This is a genomic window from Achromobacter sp. 1L-A-4-B-C2 (assembly GCF_057291955.1).
Window position 1 is genome coordinate 749467 of the sequence record NZ_JBXAWP010000001.1, and the last position, 23845, is coordinate 773311.

Below are 23845 nucleotides of genomic sequence, written 5' to 3' on the forward strand. Positions count from 1 at the left end.
CGACATGGCACGGGCTGGGATTGCCGGATACTGGCCGCGCGTCGGTGGCGGCCTTGGGCTAGCCGCCAGCCGCGCGCCGCCCCAGCGCGTCGTACAGCTCAACATGCACGCGCGCAACCTGACGGATATCGAACTCGCGTTCGGCCAGCTCGCGCCCCGCCGTGCCCATCGCCTGGCGCAGCACGGCATCGTCCGCCAAACGCGCGATGGCGTCCGCCAGCGATGCGGCATCGCGCACCGGCACCAGCAAGCCGGTCTTGCCGGGGTCGATGGCATCTCGGCAACCGGGCACGTCCGTCGTGACCACCGCGCGCCCGCAGGCCGCGGCTTCGATCAGCGATTTGGGCAGCCCTTCGCGATACGAAGGCAGCACGGCGATATGGCTGGCGGCGTACAAATCAGCGATGTCCGAGCGTTCGCCCAGCGCCTGCACCGCGCCTTCGCGCTGCCAGGCCTCCACCTCTTCTTGCGTGGCTGACGTGGGGTTGCCCGCGTCCACCCCGCCCACCAGCTGCATCGTGACGGGCACGCCGCGCTTGCGCAGCAGCGATGCCGCATCGACGAATTCGCGCACGCCTTTGTCGCGCAACAAGCGCGCCACCATCGTGACCACGACGGGCGGCGACGGCGGTTCGGGCGACGCGCGATAGGCGTCCAGGTCCACCCCCGCGCCACGGATCATGACGACCTGCTCGTCGCGCACCGCGCCCAGGGACTTGAGCAGGTCGCGATCATTGGCGTTCTGAAAAATCACGCGGCTGTTCGGATGGCCCAGCGCCACCCGGTACAGACGCGCCACCACGGCGCGCACCAGGCGCATCTTCAATGAGTTCGACAGGAACACGAAGCCCAGCCCCGAGATCGCCGCCACCATGCCCGGCACGCGGGCCAGCCGCGCGGCAATGCCGCCGTACAGCACCGGCTTGATCGTGACCAGGTGCACCACGTCCGGGCGCACGCGGCGAAACAGGCGCACCAGCGCGCGCAACGTGCCCAGTTCCTGCAAGGGATGCTTGCCGCTGCGCGTCATGGGTATGGCGTGATGCGTCATGCCCAGCGCCTGAATGTCGGCCACCGCCGGGCCATCCATCGTGGCCACGTGCACGTCATAGCCCGCCTGCTGCGCCGCCAGCGCCACCGGCACGCGGTGCGACATGAAAAACGCGGGGTTGTTGACCACAAACATCAGGCGGCGACTCATGCGTTGGCTCCAGAAATACGGCGCCATACGGCGATGTAACGTTGCACCATGCGTGCCAGATCAAAGTTTTCCAGCACGCGCGCGCGGCCGGCTTCCCCGGCGCGGCCCGTGCCTCGCGCGGCGACATCGCACAGCGCGGTTTCGATGCCCCGCGCCAGCGCTTCGGCTTGTTCGGGCGGCACGACGACGCCGGTGTCGGCAACGATGTAGGCGGCGTCGCCCACGTCGGTCACCACGCAATAGACGCCGCACGCCATGGCCTCGGCCACCACATTGGGAAAGCCTTCGGCGCAGCTGGACAGCACATGCAGGTCCAGCCCGTTCATCACGGCGGGCACGTCGTCGCTGGGGCCGGCCAGGATGAGGCGGTCGTGCAGGTTCAGCTTGTCGATCAAGGCAGCCAGTTCGGGGTTGTCGGACGTCATGCCGCGTCCAACCAGCACGCAGCGCAAGCCGCCGTCACGCCCGTCGCGCACCAGCGCGGCCACGGCGCGCAGCAGGTTGGCATGGTCTTTCAACGGGTCCCAGCGGGCCACGCTACCGATCACGGGCGCGTCTTCGGACAAGCCCCATTGCGCGCGCATGCGCGTGCGGGCCTGGGCGTCCGGCGCATAACGCGACAGGTCATAGCCATTGGAAATGACGACCATGCGGTCGCGCCGGTAGCCCTTTTCGGCATGGCGTTCGGCGGCGTTCTGCGCCGCGCACACGATGGCCCGCGGCACGCTGCCGGACAACAACGCGCAAGCGCGCAAGACGATGCGCGCCGACCGGCTGCTGCGTTCCAGGTGTTCGCCGGAATTGCGGATGCCCCAGGCAATGGCGCGCACGCCGGCCAGCCGCGCGGCCAGGCCACCGATCAGGTCGGCGTGATACATCCAGGTCTGCACAACGTCGGGACGCGTGCCGGCGATCAAGCGGCGCAGCACCATGAAACCGCCCAGGCTGACGCGGCCGCGCTTCATGCCCAAGGCATGCACCGCGACGCCGGCATCGCGCAGGCGCTGGCCGTAGATGCCTTCATCGGTCAAGGACACGACGGTGTGCGACACACCCGCTTCCGGGTACGTCGCCAGGCGCAGCAGCACGGATTCCGCGCCGCCCTGGCCCAGGCCGGTGATCACGTGCAGCACATGTAATGCCGGGGTGCTCATCGCCCCTCCCGCACCGCGTCGAACAGTTCGTCCCATTCCGACAGCACGCTGGAAAGCGCATAACGCTGGCGTACGGCGGACGCGCCGCGGTCGCCCAATTGCCGACGCAAGAGCGGGTCGCTCATGATGCGTTGCAAGGCGTCGCGCAAGGCATCGCGGTTGCCGGTGGGCACCAGCAGGGCGTCCTGCCCGTCGCGCGTCATTTCGCGCGGGCCGCTGGGGCAATCGAACGCCACACACGGCAAGCCCAGCGACATGGCTTCCAGCAGCACGTTCGGAAACCCTTCCACCAGCGAGCTAAGCACGAAGGCCTGGCCACGCGCCAGTTCTTCCCACGGAGTTTCGGTACGGCCTGGCAGGCTGACCCGCGCTTGCAGGCCCAGCTTGGCAACCTGCGCTTCCAGCGCCGCGCGTTCCGGGCCTTCGCCCCAAATGCGCAGGTTCCAATCAGGATGCGCTGGCGCCAACTGCCCGAACACGTCGATCAACAGATCGAAGCGCTTGTCGGTCACCAGGCGGCCCATGGCCAGCAGTTCGCGTGGGCCGTCACCGTCGTGCTGCACCACGCGCGGCGCTTCTAGCAAGGGCGCGGGCAAGGGGTTGGGGATGACAGCCAGGCGCTTGATGCCCGGCACCTGGCGCGAGAACGGGCCGGCGGTGTCTTCGGCCTGCACCGTCACCATGTCGGCGCGCGGATACAGCAGCCGGCGCAGCCGGCGCCACACGGTGCCCGTCGTGGTCTCGGCCACGGGGTTGGTACGTTCGCAGACGATCAAGGGCACGCCCAGGCCCCGCGTGGCCAAAATGGCGGCCACGTTCACGTTGGTCAGGAATGACACGACCACATCGGGCTTGGTGTCGCGGATGTGTTTGCGCAGGGCCATCAAGCGCTTGAACGCCGCCATCGCGCCCGAGGCGCGGGTGCCGGCGATATCGGCCAGCCAGGCCAGCTGGACCTTGTCGGACAACGGATAAAAGCACGTGCCCTTGGACGAATAAGTGGGCGTCAACGTGACGGTATCCCCGCGTTCGGCCCATGCATTCACCAGCGTGGCGGCCACCCGTTCGGCGCCGCCCGCGTGCATGGAACTGACCAACATCAGAATTCTCATACGTCAACGACTCCCAATCGTTCCCCCTTGATCCGGTGCTGCACGATAACGATCCAGCCAGGCCTGCATCATCAACACGCCCCACAGGTGGCTGTCCCAGTTGCGATGGCCCGAGGTGTGTTCACGCCATTTGCGCAGGATGGGCTCGGGTTCGAACCAGCCTTCCTGGCGCAGCCGCGTGGGGTCCAGCAACGCATCGGCCCATTCGCGCAAGGGGCCGCGCAACCAGGCGGCCAGCGGCACGGCAAAGCCGCGCTTGGGGCGGTCCACCAGCGCCTGCGGCACATGGCGATGCAGCACCTGGCGCAGCAGCCACTTGCCCGTGTTGCCGCGCACCTTGTATTGATGCGGCAGGCTCCAGGCAAATTCATACACGCGGTGATCGATCAGCGGCACGCGCGTTTCCAGGCTGACGGCCATGGCCGCGCGGTCAACCTTGACCAGGATGTCGTCCGGCAGATACGTGACCGTGTCCAGCTTCATCATGGCTTCGAAGGTCGACCCTTGCATGTCGCGCGCGAATTCCGACACGGGCTCCACGCCGCCCTTGACCACCTGCGACGGCTCCGGCCAGTACGACACGAAGTGGCGATAGAAATCCCCGCGCGAATCGGTGCGCAGCAGCTCGCCCAGCTTGCCGACCTTGCCGCGCCAGGCGCCGCGTCCGGGAAGTTGGGCCGAGGCGGACAGCAGCGCGCCGGCCGGCTTGCGCAGCATTGCGGGCACACGCTCGCATTGTTGCCACCAGTTGTTTACGCGGAAATAGCGCGAGTAGCCGCCGAAGAGCTCGTCGCCGCCGTCGCCGGACAGCGCCACGGTGACGTGCTGGCGCGCCATCTTGGTGACCAGCGACGTCGGGATCTGCGAGGAATCCGCGAACGGTTCGTCGTACATATCGGCCAGCGACGGCACCACCGCCAACGCATCGTCGGCGGTCACGTAAAGCTCGGTGTGATCGGTGCCCAGGTGCGTGGCGACGGCCTTGGCGTGCTGCGCCTCGTCGTAGCCTTTTTCGTGGAAACCGATGGCGAAGGTGCGCACGGGCTTGGCGCTTTGCGCCTGCATCAATGCCACGATGGTCGACGAATCGATGCCGCCCGACAGGAACGCGCCCAGGCTGACGTCTGACAGCATCTGGCCGCCGACCGCCTTGGACAGCACGCCTTCCAGCGCCTCGGCGGCTTCGGCATCGGTGCCGAAGGACAAGGGCGCGCGCGCCGCCGCGTCGGCGGCTTCACGAGCGGACCAGTACACGCGCGGTTCCGGCATGCGGCGGCTGCGAGTGTCGTCGGCGGTGAATTCGATCCACGTTCCCGGGGGCAGCTTATTGATGCCCTGGTAGATGGATTGCGGCGCGGGAATGTAGTTGTGGCGCATGTACGAAGCCAGCGCATTGCGATTCAGGTCGCGGCCGAATCCGGGGATGGGCATCAAGCCCTTCAACTCGGACGCAAACACCAGCTCGGCGCCCGAATAGCCGTAGTACAGCGGCTTTTCGCCCATGCGGTCGCGCGCCAGCATCAGCTTGCGCGATGCGCGATCCCACAGCGCGATGGCGAACATGCCAACCGCCGCTTGCAGCGTGGCTTCGATGCCCAGCGCGGTAAAACCGGCCAGCAGCGTTTCGGTATCGGAATGGCCGCGCCAGGTGGGCGCCAGTGCCGATTGCTCCAGCTGCTTGCGGATGTCCATATGGTTATAGACCTCGCCGTTGAACACCATCACGTAGCGGCCGCAAGCGGACGTCATGGGCTGGTGGCCGGCTTCGGTCAGGTCCAGGATGGCCAGGCGCACATGGCCCAGCGCCACTTCGGCTTCCGGGTCTTCCCAGAAGCCGTTGCTGTCCGGCCCGCGATGGCGGATGCGGCGGCAGCTTTCGGCCAGCAACCGTTCCTTGTTCCCGATGGGGCCCCAAATTCCGACTATTCCACACATGATGAGGTTCTCGTGGTCACCGTAGCAACGGCGTGCCGCAGGGCCTAGCGGCCCGATTCGCGCACGCCGTCAAAAAGTTCTTTCCATTGCTGCAACACGCGCGCGGCCGAGAAACGGTCGCGCACATCGGTTGCCGCTTGCGCCATCCGCTGGCGCCTTGCGTCATTTTCCATGACTTCGGACAGCGCCTTGCACAGCGCCGGCACATCGCCGTTGGGCCGCACCAGCACGCCGTCGATGCCGTCGCGCACAATCTCGCGCGGGCCGGTATCGCAATCGAACGACACCGCCGCCAGGCCGCTGGCCATGGATTCCAGCAAGGTGTTGGACAGGCCTTCAAAGCGCGAAGTCAGCACGTACAGGTCGGCGCTGTCGTACCAGTCGCCCACGTTGCCGGCGCGGCCCGGCATCGAGATGCGCTGGGCCAGGCCCGCCTGGTCGATCTGTGCCTGCAACGCGCCGCGTTCATGGCCTTCGCCCAGGATAACCAGATCCCAGTCCGGATGCGACGGGGCCAGCGTGGCGTAGGCCTGGATCAACAGGTCGAAACCCTTGTCGGCGTGCAGACGGCCCACGGCCAGCAGACGCTTGCGATCAGGCGCCGCGTTGGGCGCCAGCATGGGCTCGGCACGCGGCAGCGGCCAATGCACCGGGTTGGGGATGACGGCCAGGCGCGAGCCCGGCACGTGGTGTTCGATCCAGTCGGCCGTGCCACGGGTCAATGCCACCACACGGGCGGCGCGCGGATAGGTCATGCGGCGCAGGCGCTGCCACAGGCCAGACAGCGTCTGCGACGGCGGATGGGTGTGTTCGGTGGCAATGACGCGGCAGCCCAGCCCCGAGGCGGCCAGCACCGACAGCACGGACGCCGTGGTCATCATGCCCAGCACGATGTCCGGCCGAAATGCCTTGATGACGCGGCGCAACGCGCGCACGCGCTGCACGTTGCTCCAGATGCCGCGCAGCCCGCCGCCCTCGCCCGCCGTGTTCAGCACTTCGCGGCGCACCTTGGGGTGCAGCGCGTAGACGTCGCCATCGGCGTTGGCCTGCGTTACGACCATGACCTCGCGGCCCATGCCGGCCCAGTGCGCGCTCAGGTCGGCGGCAACCCGTTCAGCGCCCCCGCCATGCAGCGAATGGATAAACAGCAGCACGCGCAGCGCGCGGCCGGAGTCGGCTTGCGACATTCAATCGGCCTCCTTGGGTTCAGCCTTGCGCATCGCCACCACCAGGTAGCAGGCGAAGGACAGCACATACATGAGGCTGGTTGCCAGCATGATGCCGGCCGCGCCCATCTTGGGCGCCAGCACGGTGTTCAACACGGCCTTCAGCGCGAAGTTGGCCACGGCGATGGCGGCCATGATGCGGTAGCGATTCTGGCTGGCCAGCAATTGCACCAGGATCAACACGCCAAAATAGAAAGGCAGTTGCAACAGGCCCCAACGCAAGACGTGCGCCACGGCCTCGGTGTTCTCGGCGGTGAAGGCGCCGCGCTGGAACAGCACGGACACGCCCCAGGGCGCCAGCACCCAGCCGATAGCCACGGCCACCGCGCCCGCGCCCACCATCAGCACCGACCATTTCAATGCCATGCTGCGCGCGCGGTCGGTATCGCCGCGCGCCTGCACATCGGCCAGCACGGGCAACGCGGCGCGCCCGACCGACACCGCGCCGATGCCCAGCAGCAACGACAGCAGCCGGCTGGCGTAACCCAGCGTGGCGTTGGCGTTAGCGCCCAGGTTGGCGGCGGCGTATTGGTCCAGCGGGCCGACAAAGCTCATGGCCACCTGGCCGATCAGCATCACGCCGGCCGCGCCCATCAGTTCGGGCCAATGCGGCGAACGCAGCGTCAGGCGCGGCGCGCCCCAGAAGCCGCCATCCGCGCGCGCGGCCAGCCAGGCCAGCCAGACGGTCTGGATGGCGTAGCCCACCAAGGTGCCCCACAGCAGCGGGCCCACGCCGTCGGCGCTGACGGCCAGCATGACCCAGGCCAGCGTGGCCACGGCGGGCACGCTGTCCAGCAAGGTGTTGACGTGGCGTTCGTGCGCGCGCAGGCGCGCGGCACTGATGCCCGCGATCAGCAGCAAGGCGGACACCGGGGCGAAGGCCACCAGCAGGTCGCCCGTCATGCCGCGCACGCGCTCGGGCAAGCCCTTGCCCAAGGCGTCCACAACGTACGGCCAGGCAAACCAGGTGGCTATCGCCAGCGCGACACCGGCCGCGGCAACCCAGCCTTGCAGTTCTTTGATGAATTGGTCGCGCTCGGCATCATCCGCGCGGCGCAGGCGCACCAGCACGGGGATCAGCACCACTGACAGCACGCCCACGATGGTGACCGGCAGCCAGGTGGCCATGGTCATCGTGAATTGGTAGGCGTCCACGGCGTCGCTGACGCCGTAGCGGTACGCCACCGCCATCTCTTTGATGGCGCCGGCGGCCTTGCCCAGCAGAAGGAACACCGCCACCCGGAACGCGCCCTTGAAAATGCGCTGATGGTCCGGGTGGATGTTGCCGAGTTTGCGGACGAGTGCTTTCAAATCAACGCAGGAATTGCGTGTACCAGGGCATGGCCACTTCCAGGCCTTGCAGCACGGTGTGCGACGGCACGTAGCCCAGCAGACGGCCGGCCTTGCTGACGTCGGCCTGCGAATGGCGCACGTCGCCGGCGCGGAAGTCGGCGTAGACCGGCTTCTTGGCGTAGTTCACGTTCTGGTTGCCCAGCGCCGTGACCAGGAAGCCGAACAGGTCGTTCAAGGTGCTGCGGCCGCTGACGGCCACGTTGTAGACCTGGTTGCGCGCTTCGGGCGAGGCCATCGCGCCAAGCAGATTGGCCTGCACGGCGTTGTCGACGAAGCAGAAGTCGCGGCTGGTTTCGCCGTCGCCGTTGATGGTGACGTCTTCGCCCTTGATCATGGCGGCGGTCCACTTCGGGATCACGGCGGCGTACGCGCCGTCGGGGTCCTGGCGCTTGCCGAACACGTTGAAGTAGCGCAGGCCCACGGTCTCGAAGCCGTACGAACGCGCGAACACGTCGGCATACAGTTCGTTCACGTACTTGGTGACGGCGTAGGGCGACAGCGGCTTGCCGATGTTCTCTTCCACCTTCGGCAGGGCCGGATGGTCGCCGTAGGTGGAGCTGGAGGCCGCATAGACGAACGACTTCACGCCCGCGTCGCGCGCGGCGACCAGCATGTTCAGGAAGCCACCGATGTTCACTTCGTTGGTGGTGATCGGGTCTTTCAGCGAACGCGGCACGGAGCCCAAAGCGGCCTGGTGCAGGACGAAATCAACGCCTTCGGTCGCGCGCTGGCAGGCGGCCAGATCGCGGATGTCGCCTTCCACGAAGGAAAAACGCGCCCACTGTTCGGGCGTTACCGAGTCGCGCACTTCATCCAGATTGCGTTGGTGGCCGGTGGCGAAGTTGTCCAGGCCGGTCACGGTCTGGTTCAGCTTGAGCAGCGTTTCCAACAGGTTCGAGCCGATGAAGCCGGCGCAGCCGGTCACCAGCCACTTGCGCGGCTGGGCGGCGAGTTCTTGCTTGATGGTTTCAAATCGCGTGGTCATGGCGGAATCCTTACAGACGCAGGTCGGATTCGGCGGGCGACAGCACGTACTTCAGGTCGTACAGCACGTGTTGCGGCTTGCCCAGCTTGCGGATGCCTTCGGCGCCCATGGCCTTGAACTGGTTGTGCGCCACCGCCAGGATCACGGCGTCGTACTTGCCTTCTTCAAGCTTGGCCACCGGGGTCAAGCCGTATTCGTGCACGGCTTCTTCCGGGTCGACCCACGGGTCGTAGACGTCCACTTCCACGTTGTAGTCGCGCAGTTCGCCAACGATGTCCACGATGCGGGTGTTGCGCAGGTCGGGGCAGTTTTCCTTGAAGGCCAGGCCCATGACCAGCACGCGCGCGCCTTGCACATGGATGCGCTGCTTGGTCATGCACTTGACCAGCTGCGACACCACATAGCCGCCCATCGAATCGTTCAGGCGACGACCGGCAAGGATGATTTCGGGGTGGTAGCCGATGGACTGCGCCTTGTGGGTCAGGTAGTACGGGTCCACGCCGATGCAGTGGCCACCGACCAGGCCCGGACGGAACGGCAGGAAGTTCCACTTGGTGCCGGCCGCTTGCAGCACGGCTTCGGTGTCGATGCCCATCTTGTTGAAGATCAGGGCCAGTTCGTTGATCAGCGCGATATTGACGTCGCGCTGCGTGTTCTCGATCACCTTGGCGGCTTCGGCCACGCGGATGCTGGACGCCTTGTGCGTGCCAGCGGTGATGATCTGCTTGTACAGCTGGTCGACCAGTTCGGCGACTTCGGGCGTCGAGCCGGACGTGACTTTCTTGATGGTGCTGACGCGGTGATCCTTGTCGCCCGGGTTGATGCGTTCGGGGCTGTAGCCGGCGTAGAAGTCCACGTTGAACTTCAGGCCCGACACGCGTTCCAGCACGGGCACGCAGTCTTCTTCGGTGGCGCCGGGGTACACAGTGGATTCGTAGATGACGATGTCGCCGCGCTTGAGCACGGCGCCAATCGTTTCGCTGGCCTTGACCAGCGGGGTCAGGTCGGGCTGCTTGTATTCGTCGATGGGCGTGGGCACGGTCACGATGAACACGTTCGCCTTGCCCAGTTCGGCGCGGTCGGCGGTGTAGGTCAGCTGAGCGGCTTCGGCCAACTCTTCGTCGCTGACTTCCAACGTGTGGTCGTGGCCGGCCTTCAAAGCGTCGATACGGCGCGTATTGATATCGAACCCGATGACCGAGCGCTTCTTGCCGAACTCCACCGCCAGGGGCAGGCCAACATAGCCCAGGCCCACGACGGCAAGTTTCACATCCTGAATTTGCAACATAACTCTCCCTTCACCGTAGAACGTTTACGGCATCTTGAATATGGTCGGGTGATCGATGACTAACGAGCCCCCGGCGGTGATCGCCGGGGCGCTCAACTCTTAATCCGAGGTCTTCAAAACGGACGGCAGCAGCAGCCAGCCGGGGCGGCGCCACGACACCAGGCGCGCATACAGCCAGACATAGACGCTGGCGAACACCAGCAGGCTGGCGCCCAGCGCCCACGCGTTGTCCCACCAGATGGTGGCCGGCACCAGGCCGATCAGCGCCAGCACCCACATGTAGGGCGACGCCATCGCGTTGCACAGCGCCGGCACGGCATGGCGGCGACCACGGCTGAAGGTCACGCGGACCAGGCGGCGGAACACCAGTTGGTGCAAGTGCAGCGCATCCGGCTGGTCGACCGGCACGCCGCGCTTGAAGCGGCGACGCCAGATCGAAAAACCGGTTTCGAAGACGGGGTAGAACAACACGGCCAGCGCGTAGAACGGCGACACCGAGGGGTTGCGCACCACCAGCAGCACGGCCAGCTCGGCCAGCATGAAGCCCAGGAAGTACGCCCCGCCGTCGCCCAGGAAGACGCGGCCGAACGGAAAATTCCAGACCAGGAAACCCAGTGTGGCGGATGCCAATGCGGCGGCGATCATGAAGATGGGCACGTCGCCCACTTGCAAGGCCACCAGGCTGATCGACACCGCCATCAGCGTGGCGACCATGCCGGCCAGGCCGTTCATGCCGTCAACGATGTTCAGCGCATGGGTACAGCCGCCCACGGCAAACATGGTGAACAACAGCGATACGGGCCAGTACGACAGCACGTAGTCCACAGGCGCCATGCCGACACGGCTGACGCCGCCCAGCAGCCACCAGGCAATCGCCGCAGACAGGAAAGCCGCCAGCAAACGCTTGCTGGCGCCGATGTCTTTCGTGATGTCTTCCAGCAGGCCCGCGACGAACACGGGCAGCGCGGCAACGAACAAGGCGGGCCACAGCCACGTCAGGGTCATGTTGGCCGGGCCAAGCACCAGCAGGCCCAGCAGCGTGCCGGCCAGAACGGCCAGGCCGCCAACGCGGGGCGTGGCGCGGGAATGGTTCGCTTGTGGTTTATTGAGGTCGCTGTCGCCGGTGAAGCGGCCATGCCAGCGCTCCGACCACACGATGAGTCCCCCCACCATGAACGCGACCACGCAGATATACAGCCAGGTCACTGGATCACCTTTGGTTGGTCTATCGAGACAGGCCCGCCATTATGGGAGGCAGGTGTAACGCCCATATATGTGAGGGATAAGGAAGTGCAATTCACGGGCACGAAACGTAACGCCCCTGCCGGGGCCGTTCGTGCGCGCAGAAGTACGGATTTCATGCTGGCGATTGTAGAGCTTTCCGCCTTGGCGCATACGAAATATCCAAGGGAAAACACGGACGCGTCCATAGGGAGGATGGCCGGGCTTGCCGCGCGGGCCGGGTCGCAAATGTCAATAAATAGGGACGGATTATTTCCAGGCAAAAAAAAGCCCGAGATCGTGAGATCTCGGGCTAAATCCACCAAAGGAGGAGGGTGGAGGAGACAACCGTGGCATGTTGGGAGCTCGCTTTCTGCTCGCTGCGCTGTCGGGGTTTTGCACCGCGCCGACTGCGTTTCAACATCCGATGAATGAATAGTACCGAGGTTTTTTGTGCGATGCAAGAATTTTTTTGATCTCTTTAAAAGGTCAAATCCGACGTTGCATTTTCGCCGCAAATTTCGCGACCGCCGCCTGGAGAGCCATAGCTGGCAACGACTTGGTCCAAAAAAGGGTTTTTGCCGAACGGGTAAACCCCTTGCGGATTTACCCTTGGCGGTTCCGGGTAATCCCACCCCGCAAACCGCACCAATTCAGTGCACCGCGCACCACGATGCGGCCAAATTGGCGCAGTGCAACATTTCCTTAAAGACCCTTAAAGATCGATTCGGGCCGGCATTCAGATCCAGTACGCCGTGGTGGTCATCACCTTGGACATCGCCCGCATGGCCGTCTTTACAGGCCCCGGCAGCGGTACGCCCCCTGCCCGCTCGGCGCTGGCGCGGTGCTCGGCCTCGTCGTCTTTCATCTTTCGGACGACCTCGCGCGAGCGTTCGTCTTGCACCGGCAAGGTGCGTAAATGTTCGTCCAAATGGGCCTCGACCTGTTTTTCGGTCTCGGCCATGAAGCCTAGATTGCGGGGCACGCCGGCGTAGCTGGCCAACACGCCCAATGCAAAAGAACCGGCATACCAGACCGGGTTCAGCAGGCTGGGCCGGCTGTTCAGCTCGGTCAGCCGTTCGTTGCACCAGACCAGATGGTCGACTTCCTCGGCGGCGGCATTGAGCAGCAGCGCGCGGGGGCCGGGTTCGCGGCAGACCGAGGCCTGGCCACGGTACAGCGCCTGGGCGCAGATTTCGCCCACGTGGTTCACGCGCATCAGGCCGGCGGCGTGGCGTTTGTCCTGCTCGGAAAGCGCGCCCGGCGCGTCGGGCGTCGTGGCCGGATACGGCCGGCCTGCCGTGGCGCTGTTGGACAGCACGCGCAATGCGCGGTCGGCCTCGGCCAGCAAGGCATCCAGCGGGCCGATGCGGCGGCGAATGGAAACGGGTCCGGATTGAGACAAAGCAGTGGACATGGGCGGCTCCTGTGCAAACTGGCGCCACACACCCCTGATGCGGGGCGGGGCTCTCATGCCTGGAATTGTACGCAACAGGTATCATCGACCATTGACTGCGCTCAATGCGGAAGGACACTCAAAATGGAATGCACGATTGACTGGGGCGGCCCCAACGGCATGCTCTTTACCGCCAGCACCGGCAGCGGCCACGTGGCCGTAATGGACGGCGCCGTGGACGGCGGCGGACACAACCTGGCGCCGCGCCCGATGGAAATGCTGCTGGCTGGCACCGGCGGCTGCACGGCGTACGACGTGGTGCTGATCCTGAAGCGCGGCCGCCACGCCGTCACCGGATGCAGCGTCAAGCTTCAGGCCGAACGCGCCGAGTCCGACCCGAAGGTCTTTACCCGCATCCATTTCGCCTTCACCGTCACGGGCCGCAACCTGCCGCAGGCCGCCGTGGAGCGCGCCGTGCAGTTGTCGCACGAAAAATACTGCTCGGCTTCGGCCATGCTTGAAAAGACCGCGGCGCTGACCTTCTCGGTCGACATCGTCGACACCCAGGAAGCGCCGGCCGCCGCCTGAGAACCGCCATGAAACAATATCTAGACCTCGTTCAATCCATCCTGGATACCGGCTCGTGGCAGGAGAACCGAACGGGTATCCGCACGATCAGCATGCCGGGCGCCTCCCTGCGCTTTGACCTGCAACAGGGCTTTCCCGCCGTCACCACCAAGAAACTGGCCTTCAAGTCCGCCATCGGCGAAATGGTCGGCTTTTTGCGCGCCTCGCGCAGCGCGGCCGAATTCCGCGAGCTGGGCTGCAAGGTCTGGGACCAGAACGCCAACGAAAACAGCCAATGGCTGGCCAACCCGTACCGCGAAGGCCCGGACGACCTGGGCCCGGTCTATGGCGTGCAATGGCGCCAGTGGCCCGCCTACAAGCTGCTGGATGCCGGCAACAATGGCCAGCTTGAAGACGCACTGTCCCGCGGCTACACCAAGGTGGCCGACCTGCAGGAAGGCGGCGTGGACAAGGTGCTGCTATATAAAGCAGTCGACCAGCTGCGCCAGTGCCTGGACACCATCCACGAACGTCCGGGCGACCGCCGCATCCTGTTCCACGGCTGGAACTGGGCGCAGATCGAAGAAATGGCGCTGCCGCCCTGCCATCTGCTCTACCAATTCCTGCCCAACGCCACCACCCGCGAGATCGCGCTGTGCCTGTACATTCGGTCCAATGACGTGGGCCTGGGCACGCCGTTCAACCTGACCGAAGGCGCGGCGCTGCTACACCTGGTGGGTCGTCTGACGGGTTACAAGCCGCGCTGGTTCACGTATTTCATTGGCGACGCCCACATCTACGAGAACCACCTGCCGATGCTGCGCGAGCAGCTCACGCGCGAACCCTTTGAATCGCCCCAGCTGGTGTTGTCGGACCGCATTCCCGACTTTGCCGTCACCGGCCGCTACGAACCCGAGTGGTTGGAAAAGGTCGAGCCCGGCGACTTTTCATTGTCCGGCTACACGCATCACGCTCCCCTCACCGCGCCCATGGCCGTGTAGGAAAGCCCCCGGGGCCGCCCCTTCGTCGGCCTCGGGCGCCCGCGATCAGCGGCCATAAGTGAAGATTGGTGAGCTTCTGGAAGCGCGATTTCGGTATAACCCATCCCTTAGCCTCGGACGCGCGTCCGGCACTACGCGCGCATCCAGGAGTTCGACCGGCCCATGCCGCGCCGAGCCCGCCGCCTGTCGCCGATCCCGCGACGCGCCCGGCAGCGCCGACCGCAGGCATTGCTTGCCCCTTCCCCCTTCCCGACAAGAGAGTACGAAAATCGCCAGCGTCGACAGCAGCAATCGTCTTACGACGGAATTGCAACTGTTGACTACTAATTGATTTGATTTGAGGCCGGCGCGACGGCAGTAAAGCGCTTAGGACAGGACCGCACAAATGCTCGTTGGAACTTATAACCCTTCGCTCGTCCTCGTATCTCTAGGGGTCGCCATCCTGGCGTCATACACGGCGCTGGGCATGGCCAACCGTGTGCGGGCCTCGCACGGGCTGCCGGCGGCGCGCTACTGGCTGGCGGGCGGGGCGTTCGCGATGGGGGTGGGCATCTGGTCGATGCACTTCGTGGGCATGCTGGCCTTCAACCTGCCCATCCCGATGGGTTATGACTTGTCATTGACGGTGCTGTCCCTGGCCATCGCCGTCGGCTGTTCGGCGTTCGCCCTGTGGATCGTCTGCAAGGACGAATTGCCGTGGCGCCGCCTGCTTGTCGGGGCGCTGCTGATGGGCGCCGGCATTGCCGCGATGCACTATCTGGGCATGGCCGCCATGCGCATGGCGCCCGGCATCGTCTACGACGCGAAATGGTTCGTGCTGTCCATCGTGATCGCGGTGGCCGCCTCGGGCGCCGCCCTGTGGATCACCTATCGCCTGCGCCATGACGGCCCGCGCGTGGCGTTTTCGCGCCCGCTGGCCTCGGGCGTCATGGGCATCGCCATCGTCGGCATGCACTATTCGGGCATGGAAGCCGCCGGCTTTCCGGCGGGCAGCATCTGCATGGCGGCCGACGGCGGCATCTCGGCGGGCTGGCTGGCCATCGCCGTCACCGCCGTCACGCTCAGCGTGCTGGCGATTGCGCTGGTGGTGGCCGTGCTGGACAACCGGCTTGAAGCCCGCACGTCCGCGCTGGCCTCGTCGCTGGCCGAAGCCAACGAGGAACTTGTGCAATTGGCCTTGCACGACACCCTGACCAAGCTGCCCAACCGCATCCTGCTTGAAGACCGCATGGAGCAGGCCATTGAAAGCGCCAGCCGCCGCAAGGGCTATTTCGCGGTGCTGTTCTTTGACCTGGACGGGTTCAAGGCCGTCAATGACGCCTATGGGCATCACACCGGCGACGCCTTGCTGATCGATCTGGCCCAGCGCATTCGCCAGGCCCTGCGCACCCAGGACACCGTGGCACGCCTGGGCGGCGACGAATTCATCGTGCTCAGCGAAGTCATCGAGCCCACCGACGCCGCCAACGTGGCCGACCGCCTGATCGAAGCCATCGCGCGCCCGGTCATGGTCTATGGCCACGAAGTGCTGGTGACTTCCAGCGTGGGCATCGCCGTCTACCCGAACGATGGCGAAGACACGCACGCCCTGCTGACCAACGCCGACGCCGCGATGTACCACGCCAAACGCCTGGGCGGCACCGGCTACAGCTTCTTCGAGCCGTCCATGAACGCGGACGCGCATGAACAGATCGAGCTGCTGCACGACCTGCGGCTGGCCCAGGAGCGCGACCAGTTCGTGCTGCACTACCAGCCCAAGTACGAAGCACCGGCCGGCCCCATCATGGGCGCCGAGGCGTTGCTGCGCTGGAACCACCCCACGCGCGGGCTGGTCGGCCCGGACCAGTTCATTCCCACGGCGGAGAAGACCGGGCTGATCCTGTCGATCGGCGAATGGGTCATCAACGAAGCCTGCCGCCAGATGCGCGAATGGATCAACGCCGGCCAGGGGCACTGGACCATCGCGGTCAATATTTCCGCCTTGCAGTTCGCCCACGCCAGCCTGGTCGAAACGGTGCGTTCCGCGCTTGCCCGGCACGACGTGCCGCCCGCCTGCCTGACGCTGGAAGTGACGGAATCGACCGCCATGCGCGACGCCGAGGCCAGCCTGACCGTGCTCAAGCGCCTGTCGGGCCTGGGCGTCACCATTTCTATCGACGACTTCGGCACCGGCTATTCCAGCCTGCTGTACCTGAAGCGCCTGCCCGCCACGGAATTGAAGATCGACCGCGGCTTCGTCAACCAGCTGGAAAACGACAACGAAGACGCGGCCATCGTGTCGGCGATAGTCGCCTTGGCCCAGCAGTTGAACCTGCGCATCGTGGCCGAGGGCGTGGAGACCGCCGCGCAGCAGAAATTCCTGACGGGGCTGGGTTGCGATTCGCTGCAAGGCTTCCTGCTGGGCCGACCGATGCCCGCCACCGAATTCCTGGAACACGCGGCGACCTGAACGGAAACAAGGCGAAGCGCCAAGGGCCGAACGGCAACAAGGCTGAACGGCAAGATCTGAACGGCGCGGGTCGAACGGAAAAAAGGCTGAACCGCAAACGTCGGCGCTGCCCCAAGCGCCCCTCTTCAGACCAGCGCCCGAATTTGCTACGCTTACGCCGTTCCGCGGGCCGACTTCCGGCCGCGCCTCCACCGTAGCCAGCCCGAATGCCCGCCAGCCTTACCCTGATCGTCGCCTACTCCACCAACCGCGTCATCGGCCGCGACAACACGCTGCCCTGGAAGCTGCCGGGGGACCTGGCGCATTTCAAGCGCAGCACGCTGGGCCATCCCATCATCATGGGCCGCAAGACCTGGGATTCGCTGGGCCGCCCGCTGCCCGGCCGCAGCAACATCGTCATCAGCCGCAACCCTGATTTCACCGCAACCGGCGCCACGGTCGTACCCAGCCTGCAAGCCGCCATCGACGCCTGCGGCGAGGTAGACGAAGCGTTCGTGATCGGCGGCGCACAGATCTACGCCCAGGCGCTGCCGCTGGCGCAACGCGTGCTGGCCACGGAAGTGCACGCCGACGTTGACGGCGACGCGTTCTTTCCGTTGCTGCCCTCGTTCCAGTGGAAGGAAACGGCGCGCGAATCACAGCCCGCTGAAAACGGCTACGACTACGACTTCGTGACGTATCAGCGTCAGGCCTTGCGATAGGGCCTATTCCCGCCCCGCTTCACGCCGCGCCCGCGTTTCTGATGAAGCGCCACAACGCCGGTGCTTCCGAATACGCCACGTTAAAGCGCACCCAGGGCGTGTCGGCTTCGTCCACCTCGAAGTAAGACCCCGGCGCCAGCCAGATACCGTCTTTCAGTGCCAGTTCGGCCAGGCCGTTGGCGCCGCGTTCGCGCCAGGTGCCCGCCACCTTGGCCCACAGGAACAGCCCGCCCTGGGGCCGCCCATGGATTTCAAAACCGTGTTGGCGCATCTGTTCGGCCACCACGACGTGCGCCTGGGCCAGCCGTTCGCGAGTACGGGCGATGTGCGCGCGGTAGCGGCCTTCGCGGATCACCTGGTGCACGATGCGCTCCATGATCTCGGGCGAGGTCAGCCCCACCGCCATCTTGGTGCGCGCAATGTCGCGCACCAGATCGCGGTGCGCCACCACGTAGCCCACCCGCACCGACGGGCTGATGACTTTGGAATAGCCACCCAGGTAGACCACGCGCTGCCCGCCGTCCAGCGCGGCCAGCATGGGCGTGACGCCGGGCGCCAGTTCGCGCGAGATATCGTCTTCGATCACCCATAGCCCATGGCGCTCGGCCGCCTGCAAGATGCGAAAGGCGTTGGCCATGCCGATGCTGGCGCCCGAGGGGTTCTGCAATACGGTGTTGATGAACAGCGCGCGCGGCCGGTGCTGCGCCGCCACCGCTTCCAGCGCCTCGCAATCCAGGCCATCAACCGTGCGCGGCACCGACACCACGCGCAGGCCCGCCAGGCGCAGCAGCTGCAACAGGTTGGCGTAGGCCGGCTGCTCGACGACCACCGTGTCGCCCGGCCGCAGCAAGGTGCGGATCACCATGTCCAGCCCGTGCGTGACGCCCTGCGTCAGCAGCACCTGCGAGGCCTCGACCTCCATGCCTTGCGCGCTGAGGCTGGCCGCGATGGTTTCGCGCAGCGGCGCGTAGCCGTACGGGTGCCCGTAATTGGCGATGCGCATCGCCGGCACGCGGCCCATGTGGCGCAGCGCAACGTGCAGGCCTTCTTCGTTCAGCCATTCGCCGGGCAGCCAGCCGCAGCCGGATTTGATGGGGATGGAGTGGTCGGCAAAGATGTCCGACAGCAACCAACCGGCGTTCAGGCGCGGGGGCTCCCAGGACAGTGGCTCGCCCCGGCGCGCGGGCGCATCCGGCGAGGCCACCCGGTAGCCCGCGCCCGGCCGCGCCGCCAGCCAGCCCAGCGACACCAGCCGGCTATAAGCGCTGGCAACGGTGAAGGTGCTGACGCCGTACTGGCGCGCGAACTCGCGCACCGACGGTAGGGACATACCCGGACGCAGGGTTTGTTCCTCGATGGCGCGCAGGATGGCCGCCACCAGCTGTTCCACCAGAGTGGGCGCCAGTCCGCGAGCGCGGTTGGGCTGGAAATCGATCACGGGGATAACTGTACAGTTGAACCACTCGTGACTATACAGTTAGCGGGCTTTGCGCAGATCGTATATTTTCATTCCTCGTGGGACAGACCAGAATCATTGAATCCCGGCGGCCGCGCTTTCCCTTCTGTTGCGGCGCCGCCGTTTCGTTCTACTGGAGCCGCCATGAACGCCCCCGCCAATTTGCCCGACCTGTCCCATCTCTGGATGCCGTTTACTGCCAACAAGCAGTTCAAGGCTCATCCGCGCATGCTGGCAGCGGCCAAAGGCATGTACTACACGTCGGCCGATGGCCGCCAGATCCTGGACGGCACCGCCGGCCTGTGGTGCGTGAACGCCGGCCACGGCCGCCAGGAAATCGTCGAGGCCATTTCCCGCCAGGCCGGCGTCATGGACTACGCCCCGGGCTTCCAACTGGGCCACCCGCTGGCGTTCGAGGCCGCCACCGCCGTGGCCAGCCTGATGCCGCAGGGCCTGGACCGCGTCTTCTTCACCAACTCGGGTTCGGAATCGGTCGACACGTCCCTGAAAATCGCGCTGGCTTACCACCGCGCGCGCGGCGAAGGCCAGCGCACCCGCCTGATCGGCCGCGAACGCGGTTACCACGGTGTGGGCTTCGGCGGCATTTCGGTGGGCGGTATTTCCACCAACCGCAAGACCTTCTCCGGTGCGCTGCTGCCCGCCGTGGACCATCTGCCGCACACCCACAACCTGGAACAGAACGCCTATTCCAAGGGCCAACCCGCCTGGGGCGCCAACCTGGCCGAGGAACTGGAACGCATCGTGGCGCTGCATGACGCGTCCACCATCGCCGCCGTGATCGTCGAACCCATGGCCGGCTCGACCGGCGTGCTGATCCCGCCCAAGGGCTACCTGGAAAAGCTGCGTGAAATTACTTCCAAGCACGGCATCCTGCTGATTTTTGACGAAGTCATTACCGCCTACGGTCGCCTGGGCGCCGCCACCGCGTCCGAGTTCTTCGGTGTCACGCCCGACATCATCGCCATGGCCAAGGGCGTCAGCAACGCCGCCGTGCCAGCCGGCGCGGTCGCGGTCAAGCGCGACGTGCACGACGCCATCGTCAACGGCCCGGCGGGCGGCATCGAATTCTTCCACGGCTATACGTACTCGGCGCACCCGCTGGCCGCCGCCGCCATTTTGGCGACGCTGGACATCTACCGCCGCGAAGATCTCTTCGGCCGTGCCCGCAAGTTGTCGGGCGCCTTCGAGCAAGCCGCGCACAGCCTGAAGGGCGCGCCGCACGTCATCGACGTGCGCAACCTGGGCCTGGTGGCCGGCATCGAACTGTCGCCACGCTCGGGCGCTCCCGGCGCACGCGCCGGCGAAGTCTTCCAGAAGTGCTTCGACAGTGGACTGATGGTGCGCTATACCGGCGATATCATCGCCGTGTCGCCCCCGCTGATCATCGACGAAGCCCAGATCGGCCAGATCTTCGACCAGATCGGAAAAATCCTGAAAGAAGTCGCCTGACCCTGATGACGACGCAGCCCTCGCGGCCGCGCCGCGCTTGATGTGACACCTCTTGCGGGCGGCCATGTGCCGCCCGCAAGAAGTTTTGAAGAATCCCGCAGAGAAGCCCCCGCACCATGAAGAAGATCCCCCATTTCATCAACGGCCAGCATTTCGATGGCCGCAGCAGCCGCTACGCCGACGGTTTCAACCCCGCCACCGGCGAAATCTGCTCGTCCATTCCGCTGGCGTCCAACGAAGACGTGGCGCTGGCCGTTGCGGCCGCCAAGGCCGCGTTCCCGGCCTGGTCCGAAACCCCCGCGCTCAAGCGCGCCCGCATCCTGTTCAACTTCAAGGCGCTGCTGGATCAGCACCAGGACGAACTGGCCGAGCTCATCACCCGCGAACACGGCAAGGTGTTCTCGGATGCCAAGGGCGAAGTCATGCGCGGCATCGAAATCGTTGAATTCGCCTGCGGCATTCCGCAGTTGCTCAAGGGCCAGTATTCCGACCAGATCGGCGGCGGCATCGACAACTGGAGCATGCGCCAGGCACTGGGCGTGGTGGCCGGCATCACGCCGTTCAACTTCCCGATGATGGTGCCGTGCTGGATGTTCCCCGTGGCCATCGCCTGCGGCAACACCTTCGTGCTCAAGCCCTCCGAACGTGACCCATCCGCGTCCCTGCGCCTGGCCGAACTGCTGACCGAAGCCGGCCTGCCTCCCGGCGTGTTCAACGTGGTGCACGGCGACAAGCTGGCCGTGGACGCGCTGATCAATCACCCGGACGTTGAAGCGCTGTCGTTCGTGGGCTCTACCCCCATCGCCGAATACATCTACGCCGAAGGCACCAAGCGCGGCAAGCGCGTGCAGGCGCTGGGCGGCGCCAAGAACCATCTGGTCGTCATGCCCGACGCCGACCTGGACCAGGTCACCGACGCGCTGATGGGCGCCGCGTATGGTTCGGCCGGCGAACGCTGCATGGCAATCTCGGTTGCCGTGGCGGTGGGCGATGTGGCTGACAAGGTGGTCGAACGCCTGACCCCGCGCGTCAAGGCGCTGATCGTCAAGGACGGCATGAACGCCGACGCCGAAATGGGCCCGCTGGTCACGGCGCAGCACCGCAACAAGGTCATGGGCTACATCGAAGACGGCATCGCGGCCGGCGCCGATCTGGTCGTGGACGGCCGTGGCCTGACAGTGCCCGGCAACGAAAAGGGCTACTTCCTGGGCGGCACGCTGTTCGACAACGTCAAGCCCGCCATGAACATCTATCGCGAAGAGATCTTCGGCCCGGTGCTGTGCATCGTGCGCGTGCCCGACTTCGCCAGCGCCGTTGAACTGATCAACGCGCACGAGTTCGGCAACGGCGTGGCGTGCTTCACATCCGACGGCGGCGTGGCCCGCGCGTTCGCACGCCAGATCAAGGTCGGCATGGTCGGCATCAACGTGCCGATTCCGGTACCGATGGCGTGGCATTCGTTCGGCGGCTGGAAGCGTTCGCTGTTTGGCGACCACCACGCCTACGGCGAAGAAGGCATCCGCTTCTACTCGCGCTACAAGAGCGTGATGCAGCGCTGGCCGGACAGCATCGCCAAGGGCGCCGAATTCACCATGCCCGTGGCGAAATAAACCCGCCCGCTTCACGACTTCAACCCTCCGTTTTCCAGAAGGACGCATTACCCGGCTTTGCAAGGGCGCGGCTTCGGCCGCGCCCGGCCAGTACCACGACACAGCAACATCACATGACACAAGGGGATGCCCGATGCGCATCGGTATAGGCGGCTTTCAGCACGAAACCAATACGTTCGCGCCTTCGCGCGCGACGTGGGAAGATTTTGCCGAGAAAGGCGGCGGCTGGCCCAAGCTGGTCAGCGGCCCCGCAATGTTCCAAGCCGTGGCAGGCGCCAACATTCCCGTGGCGGGCTTCATCGAAGCCATGAGCCAGCACACGCTGGTGCCCACCACCTGGGCCGCGGCCAGCCCGTCCGGCCTGGTCACCAAAGACGCGTTCGAACGCATCAGCGCACTGATCTTGCAAGGCCTGTCCGACGCGCTGCCGCTGGACGGCGTGTACCTGGACCTGCATGGCGCCATGGTCACCGAACACCTGGACGATGGCGAAGGCGAACTGCTCAAGCGCGTGCGCGAGCTGGTCGGCCCCGACGTACCCGTGGTGGCCAGCCTGGACCTGCACGCCAACGTCACGCGCGCCATGGTGCGCCATGCCGACGCGCTGGTCTGCTACCGCACGTATCCCCACATCGACATGGCTGAAACCGGGCAACGCGCCGCCGCGCTGCTGTCCCAGCGGCTGGCCGGCGTGCCGCGCCCCTATGCGTCGTTGCGCGCCTTGCCCTATCTGATTTCGCTGTGCTGGCAATCGACCGACATCGAGCCGTCGCGCAGCCTGTATGCGCTGGTGGGCGAGATCGAAGCGCGCGGCGCCACCAGCCTGTCTTTCGCCACCGGATTCCCTGCTGCCGACTTCCCGGAATGCGCGCCCACCGTATGGGCCTACGGCACCACGCAAGCCGAGGCCGACGCGGCCGCCGCCGAAATGGCGCGCGCCGTGCTCAATGCAGAACGCGACTTTGGCGGCAAGCTCTACACGCCCGACGAAGCCGTGCAGGAAGCGATGCGAATCGCGCACGATGCGGACAAGCCGGTCGTGATCGCGGACGCGCAAGACAACCCCGGCGCGGGCGGCAGCTCGGACACCACCGGCGTGCTGCGCGCGCTGATCCGCCATGACGCGCGCGACACCGCCATCGGCCTGATCGTTGACCCCGCCGCCGCGCTTGCCGCGCACCGCGCGGGCGTCGGAAACAAGGTACGGATTGCACTAGGTGGACACTCGGGTATTCCCGACGACGAGCCGCTGGACACCGAGTTCATCGTCGAGAAAACTTCAGATGGACGCTTCGATACGCACGGCGCTTTCTACCGCGGATTCCACATGGATCTGGGCCCCAGCGCCTGCTTGCGTATTGGTGGCGTGCGCATCATCGTCGCCTCTAACAAGGTGCAGATGGCGGACCAGGAAATGTTCCGGTTCGCGGGCGTCGAACCCACGCGCGCCGCGATTCTGGTGGTGAAGAGTTCCGCGCATTTCCGCGCGGATTTCACATCCATCGCGCAAACGATCCTGGTGTGCGCCGCCCCCGGCTCCATGCTGATGGATGCGGCAAAACAACCATGGACACGGTTGCGTCCCGGCATCAGAATGGCGCCTTGCGGACCAGTGTTTTCGGGCCGGCCCGCAACCGCCTGACCCTCCCACGCCGCCATCGAGCGGCGCGTTAACGACGTAGCGGCCAACCGTGCCGCTCACACCGCTTCAAGGGGAATC

The 23845-nt window shown here is 65.8% G+C and carries 18 protein-coding genes; 7 read left to right on the forward strand and 11 right to left on the reverse strand.

The genetic code is table 11. The annotated features are described in order from the left end of the window. Positions 1-58: 58 nt before the first annotated feature. The 10 genes from AC0Z35_RS03410 to coq7 form a co-directional block, all read right to left on the reverse strand. Positions 59-1201 carry a glycosyltransferase family 4 protein gene (locus tag AC0Z35_RS03410; RefSeq protein WP_046805077.1) on the reverse strand — a complete coding sequence of 381 codons (1143 nt, stop codon included), beginning with the start codon at positions 1199-1201 and terminating at the stop codon, positions 59-61. After that, the gene (locus tag AC0Z35_RS03415; RefSeq protein WP_485131373.1) at positions 1198-2355 is read right to left on the reverse strand and encodes a glycosyltransferase family 4 protein; all 1158 of its coding nucleotides are present in this window, start codon (positions 2353-2355) and stop codon (positions 1198-1200) included. Before AC0Z35_RS03415 ends, AC0Z35_RS03410 begins: the two co-directional genes overlap by 4 nt. Then, positions 2352-3467: a glycosyltransferase family 4 protein gene (locus AC0Z35_RS03420; protein ID WP_485131372.1), complete on the reverse strand. Its 1116-nt coding sequence runs from the start codon at positions 3465-3467 to the stop codon at positions 2352-2354. Before AC0Z35_RS03420 ends, AC0Z35_RS03415 begins: the two co-directional genes overlap by 4 nt. 3 nt (positions 3468-3470) lie before the next feature. Next, positions 3471-5402 (reverse strand): asparagine synthase (glutamine-hydrolyzing), encoded by a 1932-nt coding sequence (gene asnB, locus AC0Z35_RS03425; RefSeq protein WP_104141940.1) that lies wholly within the window; start codon positions 5400-5402, stop codon positions 3471-3473. Between the two features lie 44 nt (positions 5403-5446). Continuing rightward, positions 5447-6589 (reverse strand): glycosyltransferase family 4 protein, encoded by a 1143-nt coding sequence (locus AC0Z35_RS03430; RefSeq protein ID WP_319301130.1) that lies wholly within the window; start codon positions 6587-6589, stop codon positions 5447-5449. Beyond that, entirely contained in the window at positions 6590-7939 is a 1350-nt protein-coding gene (gene murJ, locus AC0Z35_RS03435) for a murein biosynthesis integral membrane protein MurJ (protein ID WP_046805082.1), read from the reverse strand. A 1-nt stretch (position 7940) separates the two neighbouring features. Continuing rightward, entirely contained in the window at positions 7941-8966 is a 1026-nt protein-coding gene (locus AC0Z35_RS03440) for an SDR family oxidoreductase (protein WP_219991138.1), read from the reverse strand. A 10-nt stretch (positions 8967-8976) separates the two neighbouring features. Beyond that, positions 8977-10254 (reverse strand): Vi polysaccharide biosynthesis UDP-N-acetylglucosamine C-6 dehydrogenase TviB, encoded by a 1278-nt coding sequence (gene tviB / locus AC0Z35_RS03445; RefSeq protein ID WP_120156990.1) that lies wholly within the window; start codon positions 10252-10254, stop codon positions 8977-8979. 99 nt (positions 10255-10353) lie between these two features. After that, complete coding sequence (locus AC0Z35_RS03450; protein ID WP_046805084.1) at positions 10354-11460, reverse strand: MraY family glycosyltransferase; 1107 nt, start codon at positions 11458-11460, stop codon at positions 10354-10356. Positions 11461-12214: 754 nt separating this feature from the next. After that, positions 12215-12892: a 2-polyprenyl-3-methyl-6-methoxy-1,4-benzoquinone monooxygenase gene (coq7, locus tag AC0Z35_RS03455; protein ID WP_046805085.1), complete on the reverse strand. Its 678-nt coding sequence runs from the start codon at positions 12890-12892 to the stop codon at positions 12215-12217. Between the two features lie 123 nt (positions 12893-13015). On the opposite strand from coq7, the gene AC0Z35_RS03460 reads away from it, so the two are divergent. From AC0Z35_RS03460 to AC0Z35_RS03475, 4 genes are all read left to right on the forward strand, one after another. After that, positions 13016-13459, forward strand: coding sequence for an OsmC family protein (locus AC0Z35_RS03460; RefSeq protein ID WP_046805086.1), 444 nt, complete (start codon positions 13016-13018; stop codon positions 13457-13459). 8 nt (positions 13460-13467) lie between these two features. After that, positions 13468-14439 (forward strand): thymidylate synthase, encoded by a 972-nt coding sequence (locus tag AC0Z35_RS03465; protein WP_485131371.1) that lies wholly within the window; start codon positions 13468-13470, stop codon positions 14437-14439. A gap of 385 nt (positions 14440-14824) precedes the next feature. Beyond that, entirely contained in the window at positions 14825-16888 is a 2064-nt protein-coding gene (locus tag AC0Z35_RS03470) for a putative bifunctional diguanylate cyclase/phosphodiesterase (protein ID WP_485131370.1), read from the forward strand. A 206-nt stretch (positions 16889-17094) separates the two neighbouring features. Continuing rightward, complete coding sequence (locus AC0Z35_RS03475) at positions 17095-17589, forward strand: dihydrofolate reductase (protein WP_485131369.1); 495 nt, start codon at positions 17095-17097, stop codon at positions 17587-17589. A gap of 19 nt (positions 17590-17608) precedes the next feature. On the opposite strand, the gene AC0Z35_RS03480 is transcribed toward AC0Z35_RS03475, so the two are convergent. Continuing rightward, positions 17609-19027, reverse strand: a complete 1419-nt coding sequence (locus tag AC0Z35_RS03480; protein ID WP_485131368.1) for an aminotransferase-like domain-containing protein — start codon at positions 19025-19027, stop codon at positions 17609-17611. Positions 19028-19189: 162 nt separating this feature from the next. Between AC0Z35_RS03480 and aptA the strand changes: the two genes are divergently transcribed. The 3 genes from aptA to AC0Z35_RS03495 all read left to right on the forward strand — a co-directional run bounded on the left by aptA (position 19190) and on the right by AC0Z35_RS03495 (position 23767). Then, positions 19190-20515 carry an omega-aminotransferase AptA gene (gene aptA, locus AC0Z35_RS03485; protein WP_485131367.1) on the forward strand — a complete coding sequence of 442 codons (1326 nt, stop codon included), beginning with the start codon at positions 19190-19192 and terminating at the stop codon, positions 20513-20515. 116 nt (positions 20516-20631) lie between these two features. Then, a complete protein-coding gene (locus tag AC0Z35_RS03490) occupies positions 20632-22125 on the forward strand; it encodes a CoA-acylating methylmalonate-semialdehyde dehydrogenase (protein WP_046805092.1) in 1494 nt (497 codons plus the stop codon). Positions 22126-22258: 133 nt separating this feature from the next. Further along, positions 22259-23767 (forward strand): M81 family metallopeptidase, encoded by a 1509-nt coding sequence (locus tag AC0Z35_RS03495; RefSeq protein WP_046805093.1) that lies wholly within the window; start codon positions 22259-22261, stop codon positions 23765-23767. The last annotated feature ends 78 nt before the right edge of the window (positions 23768-23845 follow it).

Coding starts and splice junctions, on each gene's coding strand:
- AC0Z35_RS03410 (WP_046805077.1), bottom strand. CDS start 1,201: ATGAGTCGCCGCCTGATGTTTGTGGTCAACAACCCCGCGTTTTTCATG.
- AC0Z35_RS03415 (WP_485131373.1), bottom strand. CDS start 2,355: ATGAGCACCCCGGCATTACATGTGCTGCACGTGATCACCGGCCTGGGC.
- AC0Z35_RS03420 (WP_485131372.1), bottom strand. CDS start 3,467: ATGAGAATTCTGATGTTGGTCAGTTCCATGCACGCGGGCGGCGCCGAA.
- asnB (WP_104141940.1), bottom strand. CDS start 5,402: ATGTGTGGAATAGTCGGAATTTGGGGCCCCATCGGGAACAAGGAACGG.
- AC0Z35_RS03430 (WP_319301130.1), bottom strand. CDS start 6,589: ATGTCGCAAGCCGACTCCGGCCGCGCGCTGCGCGTGCTGCTGTTTATC.
- AC0Z35_RS03440 (WP_219991138.1), bottom strand. CDS start 8,966: ATGACCACGCGATTTGAAACCATCAAGCAAGAACTCGCCGCCCAGCCG.
- tviB (WP_120156990.1), bottom strand. CDS start 10,254: ATGTTGCAAATTCAGGATGTGAAACTTGCCGTCGTGGGCCTGGGCTAT.
- coq7 (WP_046805085.1), bottom strand. CDS start 12,892: ATGTCCACTGCTTTGTCTCAATCCGGACCCGTTTCCATTCGCCGCCGC.
- AC0Z35_RS03460 (WP_046805086.1), top strand. CDS start 13,016: ATGGAATGCACGATTGACTGGGGCGGCCCCAACGGCATGCTCTTTACC.
- AC0Z35_RS03465 (WP_485131371.1), top strand. CDS start 13,468: ATGAAACAATATCTAGACCTCGTTCAATCCATCCTGGATACCGGCTCG.
- AC0Z35_RS03470 (WP_485131370.1), top strand. CDS start 14,825: ATGCTCGTTGGAACTTATAACCCTTCGCTCGTCCTCGTATCTCTAGGG.
- AC0Z35_RS03475 (WP_485131369.1), top strand. CDS start 17,095: ATGCCCGCCAGCCTTACCCTGATCGTCGCCTACTCCACCAACCGCGTC.
- aptA (WP_485131367.1), top strand. CDS start 19,190: ATGAACGCCCCCGCCAATTTGCCCGACCTGTCCCATCTCTGGATGCCG.
- AC0Z35_RS03490 (WP_046805092.1), top strand. CDS start 20,632: ATGAAGAAGATCCCCCATTTCATCAACGGCCAGCATTTCGATGGCCGC.
- AC0Z35_RS03495 (WP_046805093.1), top strand. CDS start 22,259: ATGCGCATCGGTATAGGCGGCTTTCAGCACGAAACCAATACGTTCGCG.